The following is a 24,036-nucleotide window of genomic DNA, read 5'->3' on the forward strand; positions in this document are numbered from 1 at the left end:
GCGATTGCCAGCATTTTAAGACCTTTCATAACAAACCCCCATCACGTCTACTTATATACTTTCAGGTGAGCAGGACGTCGCAGGGACTTCACCATCGATCAAAGGAATCAAGTGGAAAAGATCAAGGTTCTTATCGTCGATGATGAACCCCTTATTCGTCATGCGTTGGGCACAATCCTAGCAATAGATAGCGGAATTGTAACGGTTAATTCTGTTGAAAATGGGCGGGCCGCCGTCGAATATTGCAAGGACCATCAAGTAGACGTTGTGCTCATGGATTTGCAGATGCCAATTATGGATGGAGTTAGTGCTACCAAAGCCATCAAATCCGTCGAAGACAGCCCATCTGTGCTTGCTATTACCGCCTTTTCCTCCGATGAATATCTGGTTCCTGTTCTGACCGCTGGGGCCAGTGGATACTTGGTCAAGGATTCTGAACCGGATGAAATTATCCGCGCGGTTCATGCCGTTCATCAAGGAACGGCAGCCATTTCCCCGTCAGTTTCTTCCGATCTCGTTTCTGCCGTTCGCGAGGCTTACCGCGACAATTCCCAAGACATTCAAGATCTTGCCTATGATCTGGGAATCACCAATCGGGAATTCGAAATTCTAAAGCTGCTGGCCCGGGGGCTAAACAACACCGAGATTTCAAGAACTCTGGCTATTTCCGAGACAACGGTTAAAACCCACATGGCCAAGATTTTCGTTAAGCTGGATGTTCGCGACAGGGTCCAGGCGTTGGTTGCCGCCGCCCGCATGGGACTCATCGAAATCCCGAAAGACTAGCCGCTGGCTGCCTGCCATTTGTGTGAACTCAACCTCTTTGACACCTCTCCCGCTTGGTCCGGGAATATTTGCGCGCCGTATGCGTTGAACATGAGCATAGACCGCTCAAGTTTCTAATAGGAGGCTCACTTGCCAGCATTCTTCGGCGCACCATCAGATGGCTCGTTTGAGGAATTCCTCTCTCGGTTCCTGTCGTCGCGAGCTCAAGCTGCGCGCCCCATCGACATCACGCGTCTGCTTTCTGCCCGTACCCACGAAGCGGTAGCCACCGCGGCGGCGATTTCCCAAGAGCACGGCCATGACGAGATCGATTCGCTGCATCTGCTGATGGCTCTGCTGCGCACCGAACCAGTTGGCGAGCACCTGACCGCCATGGGAATCGACATCGAGGCTTTGAGTGCCGACGCCATCGCACGCATGCCCAAGGCACAGGAGCGGGACGAGAAGCCGTCCCGCCTCTCGTCGGCAGCCCAGCGCAGCCTCTTTGACGCCTATCAGGTTGCCCGTAACTACGGCTCGACCTACATCGACCCGGATCACCTTTTCCTGGCCTTCGTCTTCAATCCGGAATCACCGGTCAGCCAGCTCTTGGCCCAGCATGGCGTCACCGGACAGTCGCTGCAACAAGCTGCCATGGAGCAGGCCCAGCGGGGCAGCAATGATGCCCAGAACCAGAACGATGCCGAGTCCGACGTGTCCATGCTCGAACGCTACGGAACCGATCTGACCTTGCTCGCGGCCGACGGCCAGATCGATCCGGTGATCGGCCGCAAAGAGGAAATGGACCAGGTAATCGAGATCCTGGCCCGCCGCACCAAGAACAACCCAGTGCTGATCGGCGAGGCCGGCGTGGGCAAGACCGCCATTGCCGAGGGCCTGGCCCGCGCCATCATCGACGACGAGGTTCCAGCGCAGCTGCGCAATGCGGCCCTGATCTCGGTGGACCTTCCGGGCATGCTCGCCGGCACCCGCTACCGCGGCGATTTCGAACAGCGGCTGACCGGCCTGCTCGACGAGGTAGCCGCCGCCGAAGGCCAGGTGCTGCTGTTCATCGATGAGATGCACCTGCTGGTCGGTGCTGGTTCCGGCGAGTCCGGAAACATGGATGCCGCGAATATCCTCAAGCCGCGCCTGGCGCGCGGCGAGCTGCACATGATCGGCGCCACCACGCTGGATGAATTCCGCAAGGTGGAGAAGGACAGCGCGCTGGCACGGCGCTTCGGCAAGGTCACTGTCGCCGAGCCATCGGAGGAAACCGCGTTGGCCATCTTGGAAGGGCTGCGCGAATCCTACGAGGAGCACCACCAGGTGCAGTACACCCCCGAAGCGCTCAAGGCCGCGGTCACGCTCTCTGCCCGCTACCTGAGCGACCGGCAGCTTCCGGACAAGGCCATCGACCTGATCGACATCGCCGGCGCCCGCCGCTCCATCGCCGCGGGAGATGCCGAAGACGTGCAGTCCTTGCGCGCCGAATTGGTGGATGCCGAACGCGAGAAGTCGCGCGCCATCGGCGAGGAGCGGTTCGAGGAAGCTGGCGCATGGCGCGACCACATCGCGGAAATGACCGCGCGGATCAAGGCCGCCGAGGAATCCGGCGATGCCGAAGTGACCCGCGTGGTGGACGAAATGCAGATTTCGCAAGTGATCTCCCGCTCCACCGGCATTCCGACCTCGCGCATCTCGGGCGACGACAAGGCGCGGCTGGCATCACTGGAAGATTCGCTGCATGCTTCGGTCATCGGCCAGCACGATGCCGTCGCCGCGGTGGCTAGCGCCGTTCGCCGGAACCGCACCGGAATGTCCCCGGCTGGCCGCCCGATCGGCTCGTTCCTGTTCCTGGGTCCAACCGGTGTCGGCAAGACCGAGCTGGCCAAGGCCCTGGCCGCAAACCTGTTCGGCTCGGCTGATTCGCTGGTGCGCATCGACATGAGCGAATACGGGGAGAAGCACACCGTGGCACGCCTGATCGGTGCGCCTCCGGGCTACGTCGGCCACGACGAGCCCGGCCAGCTCACAGAGAAGATCCGCCGCAACCCGTACTCGGTCGTCCTGCTCGATGAAATCGAGAAGGCCCACCCGGACGTGTTCAATGTGCTGCTGCAGGTGCTCGATGACGGCCGGTTGACCGATTCGGCCGGCCGCACCGTCGATTTCTCCAACACGCTGATCCTCATGACCAGCAACCTCGGCGGCGAGTACCTGGCCAACAAGGCCGGGAACTTCGGCTTCACTTCCGCGAATGCGGCCAGCGAAGCCGGCGAGGTCCGCGCCAAGGTCATGGGCAAGGTGCGCGAGTTCATGCGTCCGGAGTTCCTGAACCGCCTGGACGAGGTGCTGCTGTTCTCCAAGCTCTCGCCATCGGAAATCGGCCAGATCGTCAAGTTGGTCATCGCCGAGACCGAGGCGCGGCTGGCAGACCAGGAGCTGAAGCTGGAGGTGAGCGACGCTGCCGTGCAGTGGCTGGCTGGCGAAGGCTACGATCCCGAGTTCGGCGCCCGCCCGCTGCGCCGGCTGGTGCAGCGCAAGGTGCAAGATGCCATTGCGGACCTGCTGATCAGCGATGCGCTTGCCGCTGGCGATACTGTGTCGGTGGACTATGTCGCGGACAAGCTGAAGGTGCAGAAGAAAGTCGACCTGCCGACGCCACCTGCCCACAGCGAGCATGCGCCAAGCTACTTCGATAGCTGAGTCGGCGTCGCCAGTTGAGGCGCTGGTTTGGCTGGGACTGGAATCCCAGCCAAACCAGCGCCTTTTGCTTTTCCGCATTTGGCCTCGTCGAACCGCGGATTGCAGGCGGCCTCTAGCTAAGCGGAGAGACTGGCGGTACCTTTGTCAGCATGGCGAATATTGGAATGATCACCCTCGATGCCCTTGATGAACGGTCAGCGTCTGCCTGGTGGAGGGCGGTCTTGGGCGGGCAATATCTGGGCCAGTACCCGGGATTCACGATGATCAGCGTCCCTGGCTTCAGCGCGCGACTGGGGTTCCAGAAAGTCGATGAGGTAACCGCAGGCAAGAATCGCGTCCATCTGGATTTGGAAGCCGGCTCGAGCCGTGAACAGGAAGTCGCCCGTTTCGTTGCCGCCGGCGCAACCCGCGTTGAGGACCACACCGACGATCCCTCTTTCGGCTGGACCATACTGCGTGATCCCTACGGCATCGTCTTTTGCGTTTCAGACCCGCACGAGGATTGACGCCATGTCGCTGTTCGCCAGGAAAACATCAGAAGCCTCAACGCACCGGGTGCACATCCATTTTGCCCAGCCAATGACCGAACGGCTGCGCAAAGACCATGAGGCGGGCCTGATCGATACGCTGCTGCCCGCATGCAATTCTTCCGGGTCCATCACCAACGCCAAGTCCACGCTGGACGCTGCCGAAGAACCGATCTCCAGCGACATTGAACTCGAAGTGACCACCTCCGATCCGAAAAAGCTGTTTGCCAAGATGCTCTCTTCGCTCACCGCGAGCGGGTTGGGGCGGGGTTCCTGGCTGATTATTGATGGCCAGCGCACCGACGTAGGCGACAGCGAGTACGTTTTGCTGAGAACCAGGCTCTCAGACGAATCGGATGCGCATCTGGAGCCAACCGTCAGGGCGCTGCAGCATGCCTTGGGCGACGGCAGCATCGGTTGGCACGAGGATGTCTACTACCGTCACGATGGCCCGGTATTCGTCTATAAGGCAACTCCGCCCAGGCCATTATCCATACCTTGGAAGCAGAACTGGTCAAGCATCCGTTGCTTAGCAAGGCCGAAATCGTTCCGGTTTCCCCTCAGCAGTAAAAGGACTCGATGGAACTCTCTACCACCAAGGTGCCTTCCGGAGAAGAAGTGCTCTCGCTCTACAACTCGGTCGGCTGGAGCGCTTACACAGACCAGCCAGAGGTGCTCTTCGAAGGCCTGAAGAATTCAGCCTGCGCGATCTATGCCTACGATGACGAACACCAGCTCGTCGGTCTTGTGCGTGTGGTCTCCGATAACGCCACCATCTGCTATGTCCAGGACATCCTGGTGCGCCCGTCTGCGCATCGCTCCGGCGTAGGCCGCGCCTTGTTCTCCGCCGTTCAAGCGAAGTATGAGCATGTTCGCCAGCTGGTCCTGATCACCGATGACGAACCCGGGCAACGGGCTTTCTACGAATCCATGGGACTCGCCGAGGGGTCGGACTTCCGTCCCGGCGTCATCCGGCTCTTCGCCAAATTCTCTTAACAGATCGCTCCTCGTGGCCTGGCCTATATAGACTGGCCGTTCATCACTTGCGAGGAGTTATTCATGCACGCCAGGTCGGTTATTGCCTTATCATCGTTGGCTTTGCTTGCAGCAGGGTGCAGCGCCGCTCCTGAGCAAGCAGCGCCCGCTGATTCGACGGTATCTGCGGTCGCTGAATCCAGTCCAGCTGCGAAACCCACGGCAGCATTTCGTGAAACTGCTGAATCTGCTGAAACCAGTCCTGCTACCGTCGCTGAAGCCGACGCCAACGTTAATTCAGGACAAGCCTGGGCAGATTCCAAGATTGAGATGTGGAAAGAAAACTCCGGTATCAAGTCCACAAAAGGGTTTTTGTATCCCTACAATCTAATGGCTTCTTGGGAGTCTCCATCCCCCGGCGTCATCAATATCTTCTTGGACAACAGCATGGAATTTGGCACTCAAATGCCGCAAAGCTACGAAACCAATGAGGATGAGTTGCGCACAATGGGACTCATCATGTTCGAGAGCGTCGGCGAGGCTTCGCCAGAGCTCGAGTCCGTCACTTTCGCAACAGAGAATGGCAAGCATTCCGGAACTTACACGCGTGCACGAACCGGGGCTGATCCCAAGGATCGAAAAGCATGGGCCGAGGAAAAGATTGTGCAGTGGCTCGACTCCATGAATGATACGTACGAATCCTTCTGCCACAGCGAAATCACCGAGCTCGAGGTGTATCGCAATTGCTTGCCAACCGATCCGCATGGCTACGTTGAGAAGGTAGAGTCTCCTGCTTTCGGTGAACTCGTCGTCACCCTTGAAGACGGTCCATGGATCGATGGTGAATACGACATTCCCGCTTCAGTGTTCGTAGGTTCAAATATGAGTATCAGAATCAACCAAAAGGCCGCTCAAGGCGAGAAGGTCGAGAAACTGACCGTCATCGCCAGAAACGGTGCTGATACTCATACAGAGACGATCTCGACGGCCATTAATTAGTACGTCTGGTTTCCGGACAATCATCCGCCACCTATCGAGCCGATAGGCTGGAAACCATGACGCAGGAATTTTCCATCCCCTTTGACGAGATCGAGCTCAGTGCCCTCTGGGACCGCGCAGAGAATGCGAAAGCTGTTGTGGTGCTCGCTCACGGTTCAGGTGCCGGCAAGGATCACGACTTCATGGCTGGCTTTGCGCTAGCCGTTGCGAATCTCGGTGCCAGCGTCCTGCGTTTCAACTTCCCCTACATGGATGCCGGAAAGAAGTTTCCCGACAAGTCTCCCGTAGCGGTTGCAGTTTGGCACCAAGTCCGCCGTTGGGTGGAAGAAAACCTTGCTGAGGGCCTGCCCATCTTCACTGCAGGAAAGTCCTTCGGCGGACGCATCGCCTCGCTTGCAGTTGCCGAGGGCATGCCATCGGCAGGCTTGATCTTCCTGGCTTACCCGTTGCATGCGCCGAAGAAGGAAGAGAAGCTGCGCGATGAGCACCTTTACCCGCTTGAAGTGCCGATGCTCTTCCTCGAAGGCACCCGTGATCCGTTTGCCAACCCCGAAAAGATGGAGAACGTGGTCAGCAAGCTGAACTCGCACAGCGAACTTTCCTGGTTCGAAGGTGGCAACCATTCCTTCAAGGTCGCCCGTTCCGGCCGCACTGTGTCCCAGGACGGCGCATGGCTCGCGGATCCTGCTCTCGACTTCATCGCCAAGCACACCGCGTAGCCCAGCAGCCCTAGTCCACCTGCTTTTCCAGGAATCGATAGACCTCGGTTTCATCCACGCCGGGAAAGGCACCGGTCGGCATGGCTGCCAGCAGGTGCGTATTGGCACGCGTTGCAGGCCACGCATTGCCGAACCATTGGCTGGACAGGTCGGCAGGTGGTCGGCGGCAGCAATTCTCGTCTGGGCAGGTGGACTGGCAGCGTTCCTTGGTATCGCGTCCCCGGAACCACTTCACGTGTTCAAAAGGCACGCCAATGGATAATGAATACAGTCCCGAAGAGTGACGCTCGGTGCGTGCGGTGCACCAGAAGGTTCCATTGACGGTATCGGTGTACTGCTCGAAGGAGCGGAACTTGTCCATCTGCTCGAACACCACTCGGCTTGTCCAATAGCGGCAGATGGTCTGCCCTTCAATGGCACCGGTGTGGTCGGCCGGGAAATTCACCCGATCATTTTCATAGGCCTTGTGCAGAATGCCTGATTCGTGGACTTTCTGGAAGTGGCAGGTCATTCCCAGATGCTCGGTGGCAAGGTTGGTGAAGCGGTGGGCCGCGGACTCATAGGACACGGCGAAGGCATCGCGCAGATCCTCGACGGCCAATTCACGATTGTCTTTGGCGCGCCGCAGGTACTCCACCGTGGACTTCTCCGGCATCATCAATGCCGCTGCAAAATAATTGGTCGCCACGCGCTGCGAGAGGAAATCGAAATAATCGGTTGGCGGCTTATGCCCCAATACATGATGCCCTAGCGCCTGCAACAGCACCGAGCGGGGATCATGTTCCGAGCGGTTGGTCTGGGTCAGGTAGATGCGCTTGTTCTTCTGATCAGTCACCGAACGCGTGGAATGCGGAAGATTGCCCACGAAGCGCAGGCTGAATCCCAGATGCTCGGCAATATCCGCTGCTCGATGATGCGAGAGCGGGCCTGCATCGTGCCCAACTGCCGCGAGGACTTTGGCGGCTTCCTGCTCAATGTCCTTGTAGTAGTTATTGCGCTGGCGCATCTCATGGCGCAACGCGGTATTGGCCCGCCGCGCTTCCTCAGGGGTAGCGGCCTGCTCATTCAAACGGCGTTCCAATTCATTCTGCAAACCCACCAACGACTCGAGAACATCCATCGGCAGGCGTGCGCCAACGCGCACAGTCGGCAATCCCAAGGAAGCGTACAAGGGGCCGCGCTGGGCACGTTCCAATTCGATCTCCAAGGCAGCGCGTCGCGATGGCGGTTCGGTCCCCAGAAGATCATCGACGCCGACTCCCAAAGCGCCTGCCAAGGATTTGAGCAAAGAGAGCTTCGGTTCGCGCTTTCCGTTTTCAATCAACGACAGTTGGCTCGGCGCGGTATCGACCAGGGCCGAAACATCATCCAAGGTCAGTTGCTTACTTTTGCGCAGAAAACGGATTCTCCGGCCTAGGGCGATGGAGTCGAGTTCCGTATCTTCGCTGCCAGCGTCGTTGCCCGCTGAGTTCACTGAGCGATTCCATGTGGTTGCAGTCACATATCAAGATTAGGCCAAAAACCAGGAAATTTTCCAGATCTTCCTGCTTTTGACGGTAATTCTTAGACTCATCCTGAGTTCGGCATCAAAACTTTCCAGTTCTTCTTTCATGCCGGGACGAGCTTCTCTCATCAAACACACAGCCGTTCTGCGGAATCATCGTTGCCGCACACACGTTGAAACTTCAAAGACGCTTTCCGAGGAGCAGCATGCACGCAATTTCCACCAGCCCGCTACCCGTCACGAGCCCTGCCCACGACCCACCCCAAACATTGGTCATCGTCGGAACGGATGGCGCAGGCAAGAGCACCAGCATCGATACCCTAGTGCATCAGTTGCGCAACGAACGCATTCAAGCACGCAAGCTCGCAAACGTCGCCGCCCGAAGCTGGCTGACCAAATTCTCCCGCGCGGCGGGAATCGCCTTCCCGACCTTCACCCAGGATTTCCTCGAAACGTCCATCCGCTGCTTCAACGTTGCACGCAACACGTTCATTGCCGCGCATTCCCCCGGGCTCAGCGTGATGGACCGCCACCTTTATTGCCAGCTGGTGCTGCGGCGCCTGCGTGGACATCCTGACGGATTGCTCCTGCCCTGGCTTGCCCGGAAAAGTACCGAGGAGGCGAGAATTGTCCTGCTCGATGTGGATCCCCACCTTGCCTTCAAGCGAATCAATACCCGCGGCACAGACGAAGAAAGCTTGGAGTACCTTGAAGCGAGCCGAGCTGAATACCTCCGCCTGGCGCAACATCATGGCTGGATCATCCTTGATGCCTCGATACCCACACCTCAATTGGTTGAACAGCTTCGCATGATCGCCGGCAAGTAGACTCATCCTATGAGCGAAGCACAGGCATCTCTAGCACCAGGTTCCATCCTCGAATTGGCGCAGAGCACCAAGAAGCAGTGGGAGCTGGGCCAGATCCGGCTCATTGCCAGCGGCACTCTGGCGCAGGACGGAACTTTGCAGCCCAGCAGCCCGCGCGAAGGCACCTGGCAGCTGTCGATTCGCTCCATAGAGAAAGCCGCAAGCTTCACACCGGCGCCCTCGGCTCAAGTATTCACCTTGATCGCCGGCGACTTCGCGCAACTGGAAGTTGATGGGCACCAACACGGACTGGAACCGCTGCGCCCCCTGAAGTTCGACACCGGCAATCCCGTCGAGGCGAGCCAGCCCGCCGAGGAATTGCTCATCGTCCACGTGGCTGCCGAACCGGCGCAGGTGCGGGCCACCGTTCGCATTGTGGAACTGTCCAAGAAACGCGAGCAGTACCTCTTTGACGGGCAGCTGGGCATCATGGTTCAAGGTTCTGCCAAGCTCTTGCTCGGCGACAGCGAACAGCAGCTGAATCTGCGCGACACCGTCGTAGGCTCCGATGCCGCTGAACCACGCATCTCGGGCCGCGGCTTCATGGCCGTAGCCTCTTTCGACCAGCCCTAACCCGTTCCAGCGCTCCTACCCATTTTCGCAAGGTCCGCGGATCTTCGCGCCCGCCTCTTGCGGCTCCGGCCAGCCATCCCGAGGTATGAGTGCAATCCCCATCGCTCATCCGAAAGCGTCCGCGACCCGTCCGAAACTCGGACATTTCACGTTTCCTGGCTCGTTCCACGGCGAACTAATGGGCGAGCCAGCACCTGCGGATTACCGGAAATGCCAGCTCACCGGCGATTCATGGGCTTCTGCGAAGGTCCGTTCTGAGAGGCCCTTCACCCTTCAGCTGCCCGAAGTTTGAGTTAAATTTCATTCTTCTTCGCAGCCAAATCGGTCACTTTCACCAACTTTCCATGCTTTGGCTCACAAATGCAGCAAGAATCCAAAAATTTTCATTTTCGCGAAGAACCGCAAATCTTAATTCAAAAAACCTCTGGTGAACCCCTTGCCCCTGCGGAAAAGTAGTTGTCACGAAGAAGTTCACAAGATCACCTTCCGATCAACATGAACCCGCAGCTTGTGCGAAGGAGCCAAGGCAATGACTACCGAGAACACCAACGAAACCTCGATCGACAACCGCATCGCAGCCATCGAAACCGACTGGGAAAACAACCCCCGCTGGGCCGGCGTCACCCGCGATTACAGCGCCGCAGACGTTGTGAAGCTCCAGGGCCGGGTCCAGGAAGAGCACACCCTGGCCAAGCGCGGATCCGAGAAGCTGTGGAAGCAGCTCACCGAGGAAACCCCTACCGGCGGCTACACCAACGCATTGGGCGCACTGACCGGCAACCAGGCAGTGCAGCAGGTCAAAGCCGGCCTGCGAGCCATCTATCTTTCGGGCTGGCAGGTGGCAGCAGATGCCAACCTCTCGGGCCAGACCTACCCGGACCAGTCGCTGTACCCGGCAAACTCGGTGCCGCAGGTTGTCCGCCGCATCAACAACGCCTTGCAGCGTGCCGACCAGATCGAATTCTCCGAAGGCATCCAGACCGTCGAGGACTGGATGGTCCCGATCGTCGCTGACGCCGAGGCAGGCTTCGGCGGCCCGCTGAACGCCTACGAGCTGATGAAATCCATGATCACCGCGGGCGCCTCGGGCGTCCACTGGGAAGACCAGCTGGCATCCGAAAAGAAGTGCGGCCACCTCGGTGGCAAGGTGCTGATCCCGACCCAGCAGCACATCCGCACCCTGAACGCGGCCCGCCTGGCTGCCGATGTGGCTGGCACCCCTTCGGTGGTCATCGCCCGCACCGACGCCGAAGCGGCAACGCTGATCACCTCGGATGTCGACGAGCGCGACCAGGAATTCATCACCGGCGAGCGCACCCCCGAAGGCTTCTACAAGGTCCGCAACGGCATCGAGCCATGCATCGCCCGCGCCAAGGCCTACGCACCGTATTCGGATCTGATCTGGATGGAAACCGGCACCCCTGACCTGGAGCTGGCCCGCAAGTTCGCCGAAGCGGTCAAGAAGGACTTCCCGGACCAGATGCTTTCATACAACTGCTCGCCATCGTTCAACTGGAAGAAGCACCTGGACGACGCAACCATCGCCAAGTTCCAACGCGAACTCGGTGCCATGGGCTTCAGCTTCCAGTTCATCACCCTGGCCGGCTTCCACGCCTTGAACCACTCTATGTTCGATCTGGCCCAGGGCTACGCGAAGGACGGCATGAGCGCCTACGTCGAGCTGCAGGAACGCGAATTCGCATCCGAGGCTGCCGGCTACACCGCCACCAAGCACCAGCGCGAAGTCGGCACCGGCTACTTCGATGCAATCTCCACGGCGCTGAATCCCAACGCCTCCACCCTGGCCCTAGTGGGATCCACCGAAGAAGGCCAATTCCATTAGACCCTGATGGGTCGATGGTGCTAGCCGGCAAAGGCGCCGGCTAGCACCAACACCATTTACAAGTTTTTAAGGACGCTGCCATGAACTCCCCCATCACCCTGAACAACATCACCATTACCGCTACCCCCGTTCGCTACCAGGAGCAGATCCTGACCAGCGAAGCCCTGGACTTCCTTTCGGCCCTGCACACCGCATTCGAACCGCGCCGTGCCGAACTGATGCAGCGCCGCCAGGTCAACCGGGCCCGCATTGCCAACGGCCGCGATCCGAAATTCCTGGACGAGACCCGCGCAATCCGCGACGATGAATCATGGCAGGTGGCCCCGATTGCACCGGGGCTGGAAGACCGCCGGGTGGAAATCACCGGCCCGATCGAACGCAAGATGGCCATCAACGCGCTGAACTCCGGCGCCAAGGTCTGGCTGGCCGACATGGAGGACGCATCCTCGCCGACCTGGCAAAACGTCATCAAGAACCAGGTCAACCTGATCCGCGTGCTGGATCAGGAACTGGACTTCACCGCACCTGATGGCCGCGAGTACAAGCTGAACACCTACGACTTGAAGCAGCTGCCGACCATCGTTGTCCGCCCTCGCGGCTGGCACCTGCCGGAGAAGCACCTGCTGGTTGCCGGCACCCCGATGTCCGGTGCGCTGGTGGACTTCGGACTGCACTTCTTCCACAACGCCAAGCGTCTGCTGGCCGCCGGACGCGGTCCGTACTACTACCTGCCGAAGCTGGAAAACCACCTGGAGGCGCGGTTGTGGAACGACGTGTTCAACCTGGCCCAGGACCTGATGGATATCGATCGCGGCACCATCCGTGCCACCGTGCTGATCGAGACCATCACCGCAGCCTTCGAGATGGAAGAAATCCTCTACGAGCTGCGCGAGCACTCCTCGGGGCTGAATGCAGGACGCTGGGACTACATCTTCTCGATCATCAAGAGCTTCCGTTCCCGCGGACCGCGCTTCGTCTTCCCGGATCGCGACACCGTCACCATGACCGCACCGTTCATGCGGGCCTACACCGAGCAGCTGGTGCGTGCATGCCACCGCCGCGGCGCTTCGGCCATTGGCGGGATGAGCGCTTTCGTTCCGAACCGCAAGGACGCCTCGATCAACGAGATGGCCTTCGGCAAGGTCCGCGAGGACAAGGCCCGCGAAGCCGCTGACGGCTTCGACGGCTCCTGGGTGGCCCATCCGGACCTGGTGCCGGTGGCCCGCGAGGTGTACGACGAGGTGCTGGGCGAGAACCCCAACCAGTTGCAGCGCACCCGCGAAGATGTGGAGGTGTCGGGTGCTGCCCTGCTGAACGTGGAAAGCGTGACCGGCAAGATCACCGAACGCGGCATCCGCGACAACATCGAGATCGGCATCCGCTACATCGAGTCCTGGCTGCGCGGCAATGGCGCGGTGGCCCTGCGCAACCTGATGGAAGATGCCGCCACCGCGGAGATCTCCCGTTCGCAGCTGTGGCAGTGGATCCACCAGTCGGCAATCACCGACGAGGGCGAGATCATCACCCGCCGCTGGGTGCAGGAACTGACGGAGGAAACCATGGATTCCCTGGAGCGCTTCGAAGGCGATCGCTTCGAGGAAGCCGTGGAGATCTTCGAGGCTTGCGCACTGCGCGACGACTTCCCGACCTTCCTGACCAAGAACGCCTACCTGCGCTACCTGGACGCACCAGCGCGCACCTTGGAAATGGCAGGCTAGGCAACCGCCAGACCTGGCCGGCAAGAAACAGTCGTCCCTGAACACCGGCCGCGGGAAACGGCATTCACCAGTTGGCAACCGCTCCAACGGGTGAGTGCCGTTTTTCGTGCGCAAAAGTGGATACGCTATACCCATGGCCTTCCAGTTCAAGAACCCGGCCGAGGACCTGTGGCAGCCAGACCTGCTTGGCGAGGATTTCTCGCAACGGCCGCTGCCGATGTCCGATGGTTCCACCGCGACTCTGGTCAGGCACCGTCCGCGCAGATCGCTGCGCTGGCCGCCTCCGTTGCGCGGAATCGCGGTGCTCTATGTGCATGGCTGGTCCGACTACTTCTTCCAGTCCGAGCTGGCCGAGTTCCTTTCCGAGGCCGGCGCGGATTTCTACGCCCTGGACCTGCGCCACTATGGGCGGAACCTGCCCTTGGACCGGGCCAGGGGCATCGCCGAGCACAGCAGCCCCGGCTTCACCACCGATCTGGAAGAGTACTTCGAGGAGTTCGACGCGGCTCATCGGATCATTTCCAGCGCGCATCCGGGAACCCGCTTCGTGCTGCTCGCCCATTCCACCGGCGGGCTCAGCGCATCACTGTATGCGGCAGTCAACCCGCAGAAGGTCGATGCGCTGGCGTTGAACAGCCCGTGGCTGGAATTCCAGGCCAGCGAGATCGGGCGCACCGCGTTGGCCCGGATCGTCCAGGCTGCCAGCAACCGGAACCCGCACCGCCTGTTGCCCACCGTGGACCCCGGGTTCTACACCCGCACGGTCTCCAGCCAGTTCTCCGGGGAATGGGACTACGACCTGGGCTGGCGTCCAGCAAACGGCTTCAAGCTCACCGCAGGTTTCATTTCTGCGGTCTTCGCAGCGCAAGCCAAGGTGAAGAAGGGGTTGGACCTGCAAATGCCCACGCTGGTGATGCTCTCGGCGGAAGACTACCTGCTGCCCCGCTGGCATGACACCGCTACCCGCGCCGATGTGGCGCTGAATGTGCAGGTCGTTGCCCAGCGCAGCATTGATCTGGGCCGGGAACTGCATCTGGTGCGCCTGCCCGGCGCGCTGCACGATGTGTTCCTCTCCTCGCCGAAGATCCGCTCCAAGGCCTACATGGCGCTGGGTTCATGGCTGGCGGTGGTCAAGAACCGCCAACGGGATTCGCAGCTGGCCTCCGCAATCCGCCGGATCCTTCCTTCCGGCAGCTAGCATGGCCTAGCCCGCTACCCGGTTGGGCACCTGGTCGTTGACCAGTTCCAGCTGCCAGGACCCGGACTCATTGCCAATGATTGCTACCGAGCCATTGCGGATGGTGTCCAGCTTGTAGCCGGCGAAGTGCGAGAGCGTGTAGCGGATAATGGTGCCGTGGCAGATCACCGCGACGTTCATGCCAGGGTAGTCGGCGGCAATCTGCTCGATGGCGCGCAATCCGCGCTCGACCACCGAATCCAGCGGCTCGATTCCGCCGCCGTGCTTATCCGGCCACAGGGCCAGGGCCTCGGTTTCCACCATGCCCTCGCCCTGCGCGTAGTCGCGCTCGATCAGCAAGTCATAGCTCGGGCCCAATTCAAGACCAAGCCCGTCGGCGATGATCTGCGCGGTCTCGCGCGCACGAGACAGCGGCGAGGAGACGATGGCATCCCACTGGCCGGGCTCCAGCACGGAGACGGCCTCGCGGGCCTGGGCGCGCCCGGTGTCGTTCAAGGGGATGTCGCTTGAACCCTGCAAGCGGCCTTCGAGATTCCATTGCGTCTGTCCGTGGCGGACGAATCCAAGTTTCATGACCCCCATTCTTCCACCCGGTCCAGTGGCCCGTGTACTGGCTGGTGGCAAAGCTCACGATAGATCTGCAACACTTAAGTGCGTCAAAAATCCTGGGAACACATAAGATTTTCACGGCTGCGTCCTGCCATTTGCACGGGCCCGCCCCATCGAACGCACCCCTTACAGGATCCGAGCATTACTATCGTGAACGAAATAAAGGCGTCTCTCGCCCGCGGGCTGACTGCCCGCCACATCCGCTTCATGGCCCTCGGCTCAGCTATCGGAACGGGCCTTTTCTACGGCTCCTCTTCTGCCATCCAGGCTGCTGGCCCTGCCGTTCTCTTCGCGTACATGATTGGCGGCGCTGCCGTTTTCATCGTGATGCGCGCCATGGGCGAGATGGCTGTCAAGCATCCGGTGTCCGGATCCTTCGCTCACTACGCTTCGCGCTACCTTGGCCGCTTCGCAGGCTTCGTCACCGGGTGGACCTTCGCCTTCGAGATGGCCATTGTCGCGATTGCTGATGTCACCGCGTTCGGCATCTACATGGGATTCTGGTTCCCGCAGGTCGCGCAGTGGATCTGGGTCCTGGCCATCGTCTTGCTGATCGCCGCGATCAACCTGATGAAGGTGAAGGTCTTCGGCGAAACCGAATTCTGGCTGGCCATCGTCAAGGTGACCGCGATTATCGCGATGATCGTTGGCGGCGCGGCGCTGATCATCTTCGGCTTCAATACCCCTGAGACCGAAACGGCTACCGGCTTCGCCACCCTGATGAGCGCCGGCACCCTGTTCCCCAATGGCTTCGTGGGCCTGCTGCTATCCTTCTCCGTGGTGATGTTCGCCTTCGGCGGCATTGAAACCATCGGCATCACCGCAGGCGAAGCTGACGATCCGGCCAAGTCGGTTCCGGCTGCCATCAACACCGTGCCGTGGCGCATCCTGCTCTTCTACGTAGCTTCGCTGGCAGTGGTCATGATGCTTTTCGACTGGCGCCAGATCGACGGCTCGGCGTCGCCGTTCGTGCAGATTTTCGACGGACTGGGCATCCCGGCCGCGGCCCACGTGCTCAATGCCGTGGTGATCACCGCGGCCGTCTCGGCGATCAACGCCGATACCTTTGGCGCTGGACGCATGCTCTTCGCCATGTCCGAAATCGGCCATGCCCCGAAATCGTTCGGCCGGATCTCCCGCAACGGCGTGCCATGGATGACCGTGGTCGTCATGGCCATCGTGCTGCTGGTCGGCGTGGTGCTCAACGCCCTGCTGCCCGAAGCGCTCTTCACCATCATCGCTTCCATCGCCACCTTCGCCACCGTCTGGGTGTGGATCATGATCCTGACCTCGTACCTGTCGATGCGGCGCAAGGAAGCCGCGGCGGGCCGTGGACCGGGTGTTGCCCGCGAGTATGCGGTGCCCGGCGGTACCGTAGCCGCGTGGATCGCGTTGGCCTTCATGGTCTTCGTCGTTGTGCTCCTGGCCCTGAGCCCGGCTACACGCGTAGCCCTGTACACCGGCATCGCCTGGCTCGTACTCCTGGCCGTGCTCTTCAAGCTGCTGGTTCGCCCTGCGGCTCCGGTCAAGCAGGACAGCGACTCGCTGCTGGGCTAACCACCGAGAAATAAAATATGCTTGGCTTCGCATATAGCAAAGCCAAGCATATTTTTTCTTCTTACTCGATCTCGGTCAGGGATCCGTTCCGCGGTCCCGGGGAAGCATCCGGGCCCCTGGATGCGCGCTGCTCCTGGATTAGCGCCAAGCTCGCCCAAGCAAGCATGCCGGCAGCAACTATCCACAGGCTGCCCAAACCCAGCCGCAGATAGGCCAGGACGCCACCCAGCGATCCGATGGTGATCATCAGCCACAGCAGTGCGTAGCGTGCCCATAGCATTCGGTAGCCGCCACGATCCGAGCCGGTGGCCAGCCCGATGATTGCTCCGCCCAACGCCTGGCCGAGCTTGACCAATGTGCCGGTCATATACGTCAGGCCCAATGCAACCTCGCCCGAACGGGTGTAGGAAACATTCACCGCTCCCATGGCGGCGGCCAGCAGCAGCGCCGTCAGCTGCGGCAGGGCCTGCCCTGAAATGGCCGCAGCGAGCAGCAGTACCGCACTGAAGTACATGGCCACTGGCCGGCGCAGCTTCTCCAGCCGGAGAGTCAGCAGGGTTGCGAGGATGACGCCGCCAACGAAGCAGCCGACCAGTGACATGGCCAGGGCCCATCCGGCAAAATCTCCTGTCATCAGAGCTGCGGAGGAACGGGTGGAGTTGCCTGACATGAACGACAGGAAGTAGCCGCCGAAGTGCACGAATCCGACACCATCGACGAACCCTGCCATCGCCGTAATCGTCCCGGCGAAAAGGATCCCCCGCCATCGAAGATTCTTTGCCACCTGTCTCGCTTTCTCTCGCCATCGCCGTTGTCCCCATTCCGCAGGAACCCTCCCATTATCTCTAGCCGGAGTCGGCAACCACGGATGCGGAATGCCCGGGGAGCAAAAGTTGTTACCTCAAGCATGAGTGAAAATACTGCTGCCCCATCCCTGGAAGAAAAGCGCATCCGCGTCGATATCTTCTCCGACATTGCCTGCCCATGGTGCTTCATCGGCAAGCGCCGCTTCGAGCGGGGTGTCGAAGCGTTCGAATACTCCCAGAACGTGGACGTCTACTGGCATTCGTACCAGCTGGATCCAAGCCTGCCAGAGAACTACGACGGCAGCGAAGCCGAATACCTCTCCAAGATGAAGGGCTTGGGCCAGGAACAGGTGTCCCAGATGCTTGATCATGTCACCGCCCAGGCAGCTGGCGAAGGCCTGGACTACGACTTCGCCAATCTGAAGGTCGCTAATTCCTTCACCGCGCTTCGAGTTCTGGAATATGCCAAGCAGCATGGCGCTGGAAGCGAAATGAAGGAAGCGCTGCTTTCTGCGCACTTCGAAAAAGGCCTGGATACCGGGGATGAAGAAACCCTGCTACAGCTGGCCGGATCGCTAGGCTTGGATACTGGCGAACTCCGCGCAGATCTGGCTTCCGGCGCCTATGCCGAAGAAGTCAACGCAGATATCGCCCAGGCCCGTGAGCTGGGAATCAGCGGAGTCCCCTTCTTCATCATCGATGGGAAGTACGGCATTTCCGGCGCGCAGCCAGCCGCGGTCTTTGCCAACGCCCTGACCCAGGTCCACTCCGGAAACGTGCAGACCCGGTAGCGGGCTATTTAGCGCAGACGAGCTTGCCATCCGAAGTATCGAGCTTGCGTTCTTTTACGAGGCCTTCGAACTTCTCCCCCAGCGCCAGGTCCACCCGGCTTCCCCACTTCGTCTCGTCGTAGATGAAGACGATGCCGGGGATCTGGCGCTGCACGGTGAATGCCTGGGCATAGCCATCAGGTCCGGCAATGACTGCACCGGCGGTATCGGAGAGCGATTTCCACCCGGAAGTCAACGAAGAAATCTTGAAGCCGCGCTTTTCCAGTGCCTTGGCGGTGTCACCGGCAAGCCCTGGAATGCTGGTCGTATTCAGCACGCGTATTTCTACTTCTGCAGGCGTCTGGTACTTGAAGTCGATGGCCGGGCAGTTTGGATTCTCGATTTCTGCTTCGCTTGGCTCCGGGCTCTCAACTGCGGCGGGTTCGGCACCCAATTTGATCGTTCCATTGAAAACCAGCACGGCGCCGACCAGTACCGCGATCACCAGCAGGGCCATCACGGAGAAAACAATATTCTGGCGTCTGCGGGCACGCTTCTTTGCTTGTCCATCCGAGCTGAAACTCAATTCCTGCTCGTCGACAATATGCGCACCGTGCCATTGCCCCGGATCATCGCGATCACGCATCATTCCACCTTGCTCTGGTCAGCCTTCGGCAGCCGCTGGCCTGAAGGAGACCTCATCGTCATCCTCGTGGCGCTAGCTTATCTAACTGGCGTCCAGATCCAATACGCGCGCGTGTATTACGGAGCGATGATGAAGCGCCGAACGCAGCGCACGGTGCATCCCGTCTTCCAGATACAACACGCCCCGATAGCGCACCACGTGCGGGAACAAATCGCCGTAGAAGGTGGAATCCTCGGAGAGCAATGTTTCAAGATCCAGGGTCGCTTTGGTGGTGACCAGGTCGGCCAACTTCACCTGCTGAGGGGGAAGGCCGCTCCAATCACGCGTCGACGAATAGCCGTGGTCTGGGTATGGCCGGCCCTCACCGACCGCTCGAAAAATCACTATTCAAGCATACGGACAAACTCTTGCGAGCCCCATATTTCCAGATCAGTGAGGGGTTCGCGGTTGCCGGAGACACCGGTTCCGAAGACGGTGCGGGCTGGCCGCCAGCACCCGGGCTCGGCCCCCGAACGCCGGGAACATAATACAAGTGAATGCGAATAATCGGGCACGCAATGGGAAAATGCAAGGATTGTTACGCTGCGGGAAACGTGGGGGAACCGGGCGTAACTTTAGCTAGTAACAATCGCGTCATAAGGTGCACTCTAGGTTTATGAATAACGTAGTCACCGAGATCCCACTGCTCGATATTTCTACCGCGCGCAATGCTGACGGCTCCTTCAACGAGGAATTCGTAACCGCGCTTCGCGATGCCGCACACCGCGTCGGGTTCTTCCAGATCGTCGCCTACGGCGCGTACGCCGGCCAGGACCAGGAGCTGCTCGACACCATCGCGGAGTTCTTCCGCAAGCCGGTCGGGCAGAAGGTCAAGCTCGATAACCGCAACAGCGCCCAGTTCCGCGGCTACACCCGCATGGGCACGGAAATCACCCGCGGCCGCGCCGACGCCCGCGAGCAGATTGACTACGGACCGGAACGCGAGGCCCTGAGCGTCGTTCCCGAGGACAAGCCGTATTTGAACCTGCAGGGCCCTAACCAGTTCCCTGCAGACTTCCCCCAGCTCGAAGAGCGCGCCATGGCGTGGGCCGAACTGATGAACAAGACCGGCCACGAGCTGCTTTCGGCCATCGCCGTAGGCCTGGGCCTGCCCGAAGACCACTTCGATGAGCCATTCGCCGATACCCCGTCATGGATGGGCAAGCTGGTGCACTACGTTTCGGGCGACGTTGTCCCGGAGTCGGGCAACCAGGGCGTTGGCCTGCACGCGGACTACGGCTTCGTCACCCTGCTGCTGCAGGACCAGGTTGGAGGCCTGCAGGTGCAGCCCTACGGCCAGGAAGAGTGGATCGAGGTGCCGCCTACCCCAGGTGCACTGGTAGTGAACCTCGGGGAAATGCTTGAAGTGGCCACCAATGGCTACCTGATGGCCACCATCCACCGCGTCATTGCTCCTCCAGCCGGTGTAGACCGCTACTCGGTGCCGTTCTTCTACTCCCCTCGCCTGGATGCAGTGATCGACAAAGTCGAGCTGCCAGCCGACCTGGCTGCCGACGCCCGTGGCGTTTCCGATGATCCAGAGAATCCAATGCTGGCTTCCTATGGCGCAAACGTGCTCAAGGGCTGGCTGCGAGCCCACCCGCAGACCGCGGCCATCCACTACCCGGAGCTGGCCAAAGGGCGCAAGAGCGCCTAGGCATTGAGCTCCTGCGGGGATCAGGAGCCCAACCGCGAATCCTGTTGGCGTCGAGCCGGTGACAAATTGCCGACCCGGCGCCACAGGTCATTAAAGCGGCTTGCTCATTCAAGGCTTGAAAGCACGCAGAATTCATTTCCCTCAGGATCAGCCATCACGATCCAGCTCTCGTCCTCTTGCTGGCCCACTTCGGCATAGCTGGCCCCCAAGGCAAGGAGACGGTCGACTTCTTCTTGCTGGCTGGAGCCTTGAGGACGCAGATCCAGATGGAGGCGATTCTTGACGCTCTTGGCTTCAGGCACTTGAGCGAACGTCAGCTTCAACCCGTCCTCGCCTTGGGCTTCGGATCCAATGCTGACCAATCCGGCTTCTTCTTCCAGCACCTCGAAGTCCAGTGCTTCGCACCAGAACCTGGCCACCAGCATCGGGGTGGCGCAATCGACAGCGATTTCGCTCAATACACTTGCCATAGTCTTACCTTGTCGAAAGATTGCTGAACAGTTGCCACGGATACTACCCCTCAGATTCGGGCAATGCCGGCAAGCAAAAAAATAATGTCTCGGGACATCGTTCGTACGATGTCCCGAGACATTACATTGGCGGAGGATAGGGGATTTGAACCCCTGAGGGCGTTAACCCAACACGCGTTCCAGGCGTGCGCCATAGGCCGCTAGGCGAATCCTCCTCAGTTTGCTCCGAGGAGCAGGATCCAGCATATCTAAATTCTCGCTCAATCACGAATCGAGCACTCCCCCGACGATCCCCGGAGCATCTCCAAGGTGCCAAACCCCTGAAATTCGGCGGTATTTCACCTTTTCACCACCTCGATTCTTTCTTTGAAAACCGCAGTTTGAACAGATCGATACTGTAAGCATGAGTAAAAGAGAGGCATTTCACAGCCAAGATGATCCTCGGCGGCTGCCCATTAGCCCTCCGGGGACAAGGCGCATCCCCGGATTTGACGGGCTTTGGGCAGCGAACCTGGATAAGGACAATCTCTTTACCCAGATTGCCGCCACCGCCACACACCTCTACGAGCAGCCACCGGTCTCAAGTTCCGCCCAAGGGCTGGAACGGCTGAAGGCCATTGCACGGTTGCACAGCATGCTCGATGCTGCCGAGGCAGCAGTACTGGCCGATAGCTACGAATATTTGGTTGCCGAGACAGTCAGCCAGGGATCCCAAGAACCTCTGCTGGATGACCTTGGGGAATTTGAAGAGCCCGTTGAAGATCAATCCGCATATTTCTACGGCGTCAATCGTTCCGATGAATCGCTGATCCGTTCATCTTTTGTCGCCGAAGCAGCGGTGGCCCTGCGATCCTCAGAAAGGAAAGTCCAGGACAAGTTATTCTTTGCCGAAGGGCTGCGCCATCTTTGCCCAGATATCTTGGACGCGCTGAGCGTCGGCGAGATCACGACGAGATCCGCGCAAGAGATCGTCAAGCACTCCCAGGATCTAGCACCCGAGGATGCGCAGCTGATGCAGCAAACCTTGCTGCCGATAGCTCGGCAGGCCACCGACTCCGCAGTTGCCCAACGCGCTCGGAAAATGCATGAACGCCTGCACCCCAAGCCGATCGAGGAACGCCACAAGAAAAGTGCAGAGGACCGCAAGGTCATCTATTGGCACGAGGCCAATGGCATGAGCGTCATCCAACTCCACCTGCCAGCAGAAAAAGCATTGGCCATCATCAATACGGTCAATTGGCATGCAGTACGCAATGCTGATCCAGATGATCACCGGACCGAACAGCAACGACGGCTGGATATTATCTGCGATGCCTTGCTCGATGGCTGGCCGGCAACCGAAGGGACCCCGCTGAAAGCCCGTGTCGCTGTCACGATTCCTGCCCTGGAAATGCTCGCTGATCCTAAACGCGCATTGGCGGATCTCGAAGGCTACGGACCCATCCCCGTAGGGACGGCACTGCTGATTGCCAAGGATGCCCCGTCTTTCATCAAGGTGCTCACCGACCCCTGGTCCGGGGCGGCCATAGACGTCGGCCGCGAAAAGTACCGTCCGTCGAAGGCACTGCGTGATCTGCTGCGGAGCCGGGATGTGGTTTGCAGATTCCCAGGATGCAATCGGCCAGCCGAATCAGCTGAGATAGACCATATCGATGCATGGGCCAAGGGCGGGCATACCACCCGGAGCAACACTCATCTATTGTGCAAGCGGCATCAGATGTTCAAGCATGTGCTGGGGTGGCAGGCGACATACCTTCCGGACGGTTCGGTGAACTGGCGCTCCCCCAACGGCATGATCTGCGTTGAGCTTCCCGGCAGCGTCACCAGCGTGCAGAACTTCGATTTCGAGAAAGAGCAAACGCCCATGCTGCCGACCATCGAACTCAATGACCGTGTTCGCCGCGTGCTTGGCTGGTTAGAACCGCCTGAAGAAAGCACCGCCTGAGAACTAACAGCAACCCTGCTCAGGATTGGCCAGTTGAGATCAAGCGCACGCCTGCCGATTTTATCCAAGCGCCAACCTCAGGTAGTATTTTGGGTGACCCCTCGTGTGGTGTCATCCTGTTGAACTCCCCCAGGACCGGAAGGTAGCAAGGGTAGATGGGCTCTGGCAGGTGCATGAGGGGTCTTTTACTTTCTTACGCAAGCCGAATGGAGTCCACGTGGGCGCTGGCCGTTTCGCCCCTAGCCCTTCGGGGCCGCTCCATCTTGGCAATTTGCGCACGGCAATTCTCGCCTGGCTTTTCGCCCGCTCCACGCAACGCGAATTCCTGTTGCGCATTGAGGACCTGGACCGTGTTCGTTCCGGCGCCGAAACCACCCAGATTGCCGAGCTAGCGTCCTTGGGCATTGACTTCGACGGTGACATGCTCCGCCAGTCCGACCGCCTTCCGATATATCTTGAAGCCGTTGAGCGGCTCAAAGCGCGCGGTCTGGTCTACGAATGCTACTGCTCGCGCAAGGATATTGCCGAAGCCGGAAGCGCTCCGCATGCTGCGCCCGGTGCCTACCCGGGAACCTGCCGCAATCTGAGCGCCAGCGAGCGCTCGGCCAAAGCGCAGAACCGCCCGGCCGCCTTGCGCCTGCGTTCAGAAGTGAACGAATTTTCCGTTCACGATGAACTATTCGGCGACTACACCGGCGCGGTTGATGATTTTGTCCTGGTGCGCAACGACGGCGCACCAGCCTACAATCTTGCGGTGGTCGTCGATGATGCTTTCTCAAGCATCGACCAGGTCGTACGCGGAGATGATTTGCTCTCTTCCGCGCCACGTCAGGCCTATCTGGCAACGCTTCTGGGCCACCCAATCCCCTCCTATGCACACGTCCAGCTTGCACTGAATGCCAAAGGCCAGCGCCTGGCCAAGCGCGATGGCGCGGTAACACTCGAAGAGATCACCGAACAAGGTGTGCATCCAGCCAACGTTGTGGCGGTTTTGCTAGAGTCATTGGGCTTGCCCAGCACAAGTTTGCAGGCAGCCTTGGAAGCTTTCGATCCGGCGAATCTGCCACGCGAGCCGTGGATCGTCGAACCAGAGAATATTGTCCAACAGCTGATGCCCAGGGCATCAGGAAACTGATAGGGA

The 24,036-nt window shown here is 59.8% G+C and carries 23 protein-coding genes, 1 tRNA gene and 1 other RNA gene; 17 read left to right on the top strand and 8 right to left on the bottom strand.

What is annotated here, in order from left to right; genetic code table 11:
* Positions 1 to 111 precede the first annotated feature (111 nt).
* The 3 genes from ANI01nite_RS06615 to ANI01nite_RS06625 all read left to right on the top strand — a co-directional run bounded on the left by ANI01nite_RS06615 (position 112) and on the right by ANI01nite_RS06625 (position 3,980).
* The gene (locus tag ANI01nite_RS06615) at positions 112 to 786 is read left to right on the top strand and encodes a response regulator (RefSeq protein WP_141356872.1); all 675 of its coding nucleotides are present in this window, start codon (positions 112 to 114) and stop codon (positions 784 to 786) included.
* A gap of 129 nt (positions 787 to 915) precedes the next feature.
* The gene (locus ANI01nite_RS06620; protein WP_141356874.1) at positions 916 to 3,474 is read left to right on the top strand and encodes an ATP-dependent Clp protease ATP-binding subunit; all 2,559 of its coding nucleotides are present in this window, start codon (positions 916 to 918) and stop codon (positions 3,472 to 3,474) included.
* Between the two features lie 149 nt (positions 3,475 to 3,623).
* Positions 3,624 to 3,980, top strand: coding sequence for a VOC family protein (locus tag ANI01nite_RS06625; protein ID WP_038992519.1), 357 nt, complete (start codon positions 3,624 to 3,626; stop codon positions 3,978 to 3,980).
* On the opposite strand, the gene ANI01nite_RS06630 is transcribed toward ANI01nite_RS06625, so the two are convergent.
* Complete coding sequence (locus ANI01nite_RS06630; protein WP_141356876.1) at positions 3,960 to 4,250, bottom strand: hypothetical protein; 291 nt, start codon at positions 4,248 to 4,250, stop codon at positions 3,960 to 3,962. The genes ANI01nite_RS06625 and ANI01nite_RS06630 overlap by 21 nt on opposite strands.
* A 330-nt stretch (positions 4,251 to 4,580) precedes the next feature.
* Here ANI01nite_RS06630 and ANI01nite_RS06635 point away from each other — a divergent pair, with 330 nt between their 5' ends.
* From ANI01nite_RS06635 to ANI01nite_RS06645, 3 genes are all read left to right on the top strand, one after another.
* The gene (locus ANI01nite_RS06635) at positions 4,581 to 4,997 is read left to right on the top strand and encodes a GNAT family N-acetyltransferase (protein WP_141356878.1); all 417 of its coding nucleotides are present in this window, start codon (positions 4,581 to 4,583) and stop codon (positions 4,995 to 4,997) included.
* 63 nt (positions 4,998 to 5,060) lie between these two features.
* Complete coding sequence (locus tag ANI01nite_RS06640; RefSeq protein WP_141356880.1) at positions 5,061 to 5,975, top strand: hypothetical protein; 915 nt, start codon at positions 5,061 to 5,063, stop codon at positions 5,973 to 5,975.
* A gap of 56 nt (positions 5,976 to 6,031) precedes the next feature.
* The gene (locus ANI01nite_RS06645) at positions 6,032 to 6,694 is read left to right on the top strand and encodes an alpha/beta hydrolase family protein (RefSeq protein ID WP_141356882.1); all 663 of its coding nucleotides are present in this window, start codon (positions 6,032 to 6,034) and stop codon (positions 6,692 to 6,694) included.
* Positions 6,695 to 6,704: 10 nt separating this feature from the next.
* Here the strand turns inward: ANI01nite_RS06645 and ANI01nite_RS06650 are convergent, their stop codons facing one another.
* Positions 6,705 to 8,168: a helix-turn-helix transcriptional regulator gene (locus ANI01nite_RS06650; protein WP_174787673.1), complete on the bottom strand. Its 1,464-nt coding sequence runs from the start codon at positions 8,166 to 8,168 to the stop codon at positions 6,705 to 6,707.
* Between the two features lie 299 nt (positions 8,169 to 8,467).
* Between ANI01nite_RS06650 and ANI01nite_RS06655 the strand changes: the two genes are divergently transcribed.
* The 5 genes from ANI01nite_RS06655 to ANI01nite_RS06675 all read left to right on the top strand — a co-directional run bounded on the left by ANI01nite_RS06655 (position 8,468) and on the right by ANI01nite_RS06675 (position 14,396).
* Positions 8,468 to 9,025, top strand: coding sequence for an AAA family ATPase (locus ANI01nite_RS06655; protein WP_170214592.1), 558 nt, complete (start codon positions 8,468 to 8,470; stop codon positions 9,023 to 9,025).
* 9 nt (positions 9,026 to 9,034) lie between these two features.
* Positions 9,035 to 9,637 carry a HutD family protein gene (locus ANI01nite_RS06660; protein WP_141356886.1) on the top strand — a complete coding sequence of 201 codons (603 nt, stop codon included), beginning with the start codon at positions 9,035 to 9,037 and terminating at the stop codon, positions 9,635 to 9,637.
* Positions 9,638 to 10,166: 529 nt separating this feature from the next.
* Positions 10,167 to 11,480 carry an isocitrate lyase gene (gene aceA, locus ANI01nite_RS06665; RefSeq protein WP_038993781.1) on the top strand — a complete coding sequence of 438 codons (1,314 nt, stop codon included), beginning with the start codon at positions 10,167 to 10,169 and terminating at the stop codon, positions 11,478 to 11,480.
* An 80-nt stretch (positions 11,481 to 11,560) separates the two neighbouring features.
* The gene (aceB, locus tag ANI01nite_RS06670) at positions 11,561 to 13,198 is read left to right on the top strand and encodes a malate synthase A (RefSeq protein WP_141356888.1); all 1,638 of its coding nucleotides are present in this window, start codon (positions 11,561 to 11,563) and stop codon (positions 13,196 to 13,198) included.
* A gap of 133 nt (positions 13,199 to 13,331) precedes the next feature.
* Positions 13,332 to 14,396 carry an alpha/beta hydrolase gene (locus ANI01nite_RS06675; RefSeq protein ID WP_141356890.1) on the top strand — a complete coding sequence of 355 codons (1,065 nt, stop codon included), beginning with the start codon at positions 13,332 to 13,334 and terminating at the stop codon, positions 14,394 to 14,396.
* A gap of 6 nt (positions 14,397 to 14,402) precedes the next feature.
* Here ANI01nite_RS06675 and ANI01nite_RS06680 read toward each other — a convergent pair whose 3' ends face one another.
* Positions 14,403 to 14,969, bottom strand: coding sequence for a histidine phosphatase family protein (locus ANI01nite_RS06680; RefSeq protein ID WP_141356892.1), 567 nt, complete (start codon positions 14,967 to 14,969; stop codon positions 14,403 to 14,405).
* 186 nt (positions 14,970 to 15,155) lie between these two features.
* Between ANI01nite_RS06680 and ANI01nite_RS06685 the strand changes: the two genes are divergently transcribed.
* Positions 15,156 to 16,562 carry an amino acid permease gene (locus tag ANI01nite_RS06685; protein ID WP_141356894.1) on the top strand — a complete coding sequence of 469 codons (1,407 nt, stop codon included), beginning with the start codon at positions 15,156 to 15,158 and terminating at the stop codon, positions 16,560 to 16,562.
* Positions 16,563 to 16,623: 61 nt separating this feature from the next.
* On the opposite strand, the gene ANI01nite_RS06690 is transcribed toward ANI01nite_RS06685, so the two are convergent.
* Positions 16,624 to 17,346: a YoaK family protein gene (locus ANI01nite_RS06690; protein ID WP_141356896.1), complete on the bottom strand. Its 723-nt coding sequence runs from the start codon at positions 17,344 to 17,346 to the stop codon at positions 16,624 to 16,626.
* A gap of 123 nt (positions 17,347 to 17,469) precedes the next feature.
* Here ANI01nite_RS06690 and ANI01nite_RS06695 point away from each other — a divergent pair, with 123 nt between their 5' ends.
* The gene (locus tag ANI01nite_RS06695; protein ID WP_141356898.1) at positions 17,470 to 18,159 is read left to right on the top strand and encodes a DsbA family oxidoreductase; all 690 of its coding nucleotides are present in this window, start codon (positions 17,470 to 17,472) and stop codon (positions 18,157 to 18,159) included.
* A gap of 4 nt (positions 18,160 to 18,163) precedes the next feature.
* On the opposite strand, the gene ANI01nite_RS06700 is transcribed toward ANI01nite_RS06695, so the two are convergent.
* Entirely contained in the window at positions 18,164 to 18,787 is a 624-nt protein-coding gene (locus ANI01nite_RS06700) for a LytR C-terminal domain-containing protein (protein WP_038993785.1), read from the bottom strand.
* A gap of 78 nt (positions 18,788 to 18,865) precedes the next feature.
* On the bottom strand, positions 18,866 to 19,168 hold the full coding sequence (locus ANI01nite_RS06705; protein ID WP_038993786.1) for a type II toxin-antitoxin system VapB family antitoxin: 303 nt from the start codon (positions 19,166 to 19,168) through the stop codon (positions 18,866 to 18,868).
* 271 nt (positions 19,169 to 19,439) lie between these two features.
* Here ANI01nite_RS06705 and ANI01nite_RS06710 point away from each other — a divergent pair, with 271 nt between their 5' ends.
* On the top strand, positions 19,440 to 20,480 hold the full coding sequence (locus ANI01nite_RS06710) for an isopenicillin N synthase family dioxygenase (protein WP_141356900.1): 1,041 nt from the start codon (positions 19,440 to 19,442) through the stop codon (positions 20,478 to 20,480).
* Positions 20,481 to 20,584: 104 nt separating this feature from the next.
* Here ANI01nite_RS06710 and ANI01nite_RS06715 read toward each other — a convergent pair whose 3' ends face one another.
* Together ANI01nite_RS06715 and ANI01nite_RS06720 are read right to left on the bottom strand one after the other, a co-directional pair.
* Positions 20,585 to 20,950, bottom strand: coding sequence for a VOC family protein (locus ANI01nite_RS06715; RefSeq protein WP_141356902.1), 366 nt, complete (start codon positions 20,948 to 20,950; stop codon positions 20,585 to 20,587).
* 127 nt (positions 20,951 to 21,077) lie between these two features.
* A tRNA-Ser gene (locus tag ANI01nite_RS06720) sits at positions 21,078 to 21,165 on the bottom strand.
* Between the two features lie 188 nt (positions 21,166 to 21,353).
* Here ANI01nite_RS06720 and ANI01nite_RS06725 point away from each other — a divergent pair.
* From ANI01nite_RS06725 to gluQRS, 3 genes are all read left to right on the top strand, one after another.
* Entirely contained in the window at positions 21,354 to 22,895 is a 1,542-nt protein-coding gene (locus ANI01nite_RS06725) for an HNH endonuclease signature motif containing protein (protein WP_141356904.1), read from the top strand.
* A 92-nt stretch (positions 22,896 to 22,987) separates the two neighbouring features.
* Positions 22,988 to 23,084, top strand: an RNA gene (gene ffs / locus ANI01nite_RS06730) — signal recognition particle sRNA small type.
* A gap of 28 nt (positions 23,085 to 23,112) precedes the next feature.
* Positions 23,113 to 24,030, top strand: coding sequence for a tRNA glutamyl-Q(34) synthetase GluQRS (gluQRS, locus tag ANI01nite_RS06735; protein ID WP_141356906.1), 918 nt, complete (start codon positions 23,113 to 23,115; stop codon positions 24,028 to 24,030).
* Positions 24,031 to 24,036 lie beyond the last annotated feature (6 nt).

The organism is Glutamicibacter nicotianae (genome assembly GCF_006539525.1).
In the GTDB taxonomy this organism is placed as follows: Bacteria; Actinomycetota; Actinomycetes; order Actinomycetales; family Micrococcaceae; genus Glutamicibacter; species Glutamicibacter nicotianae.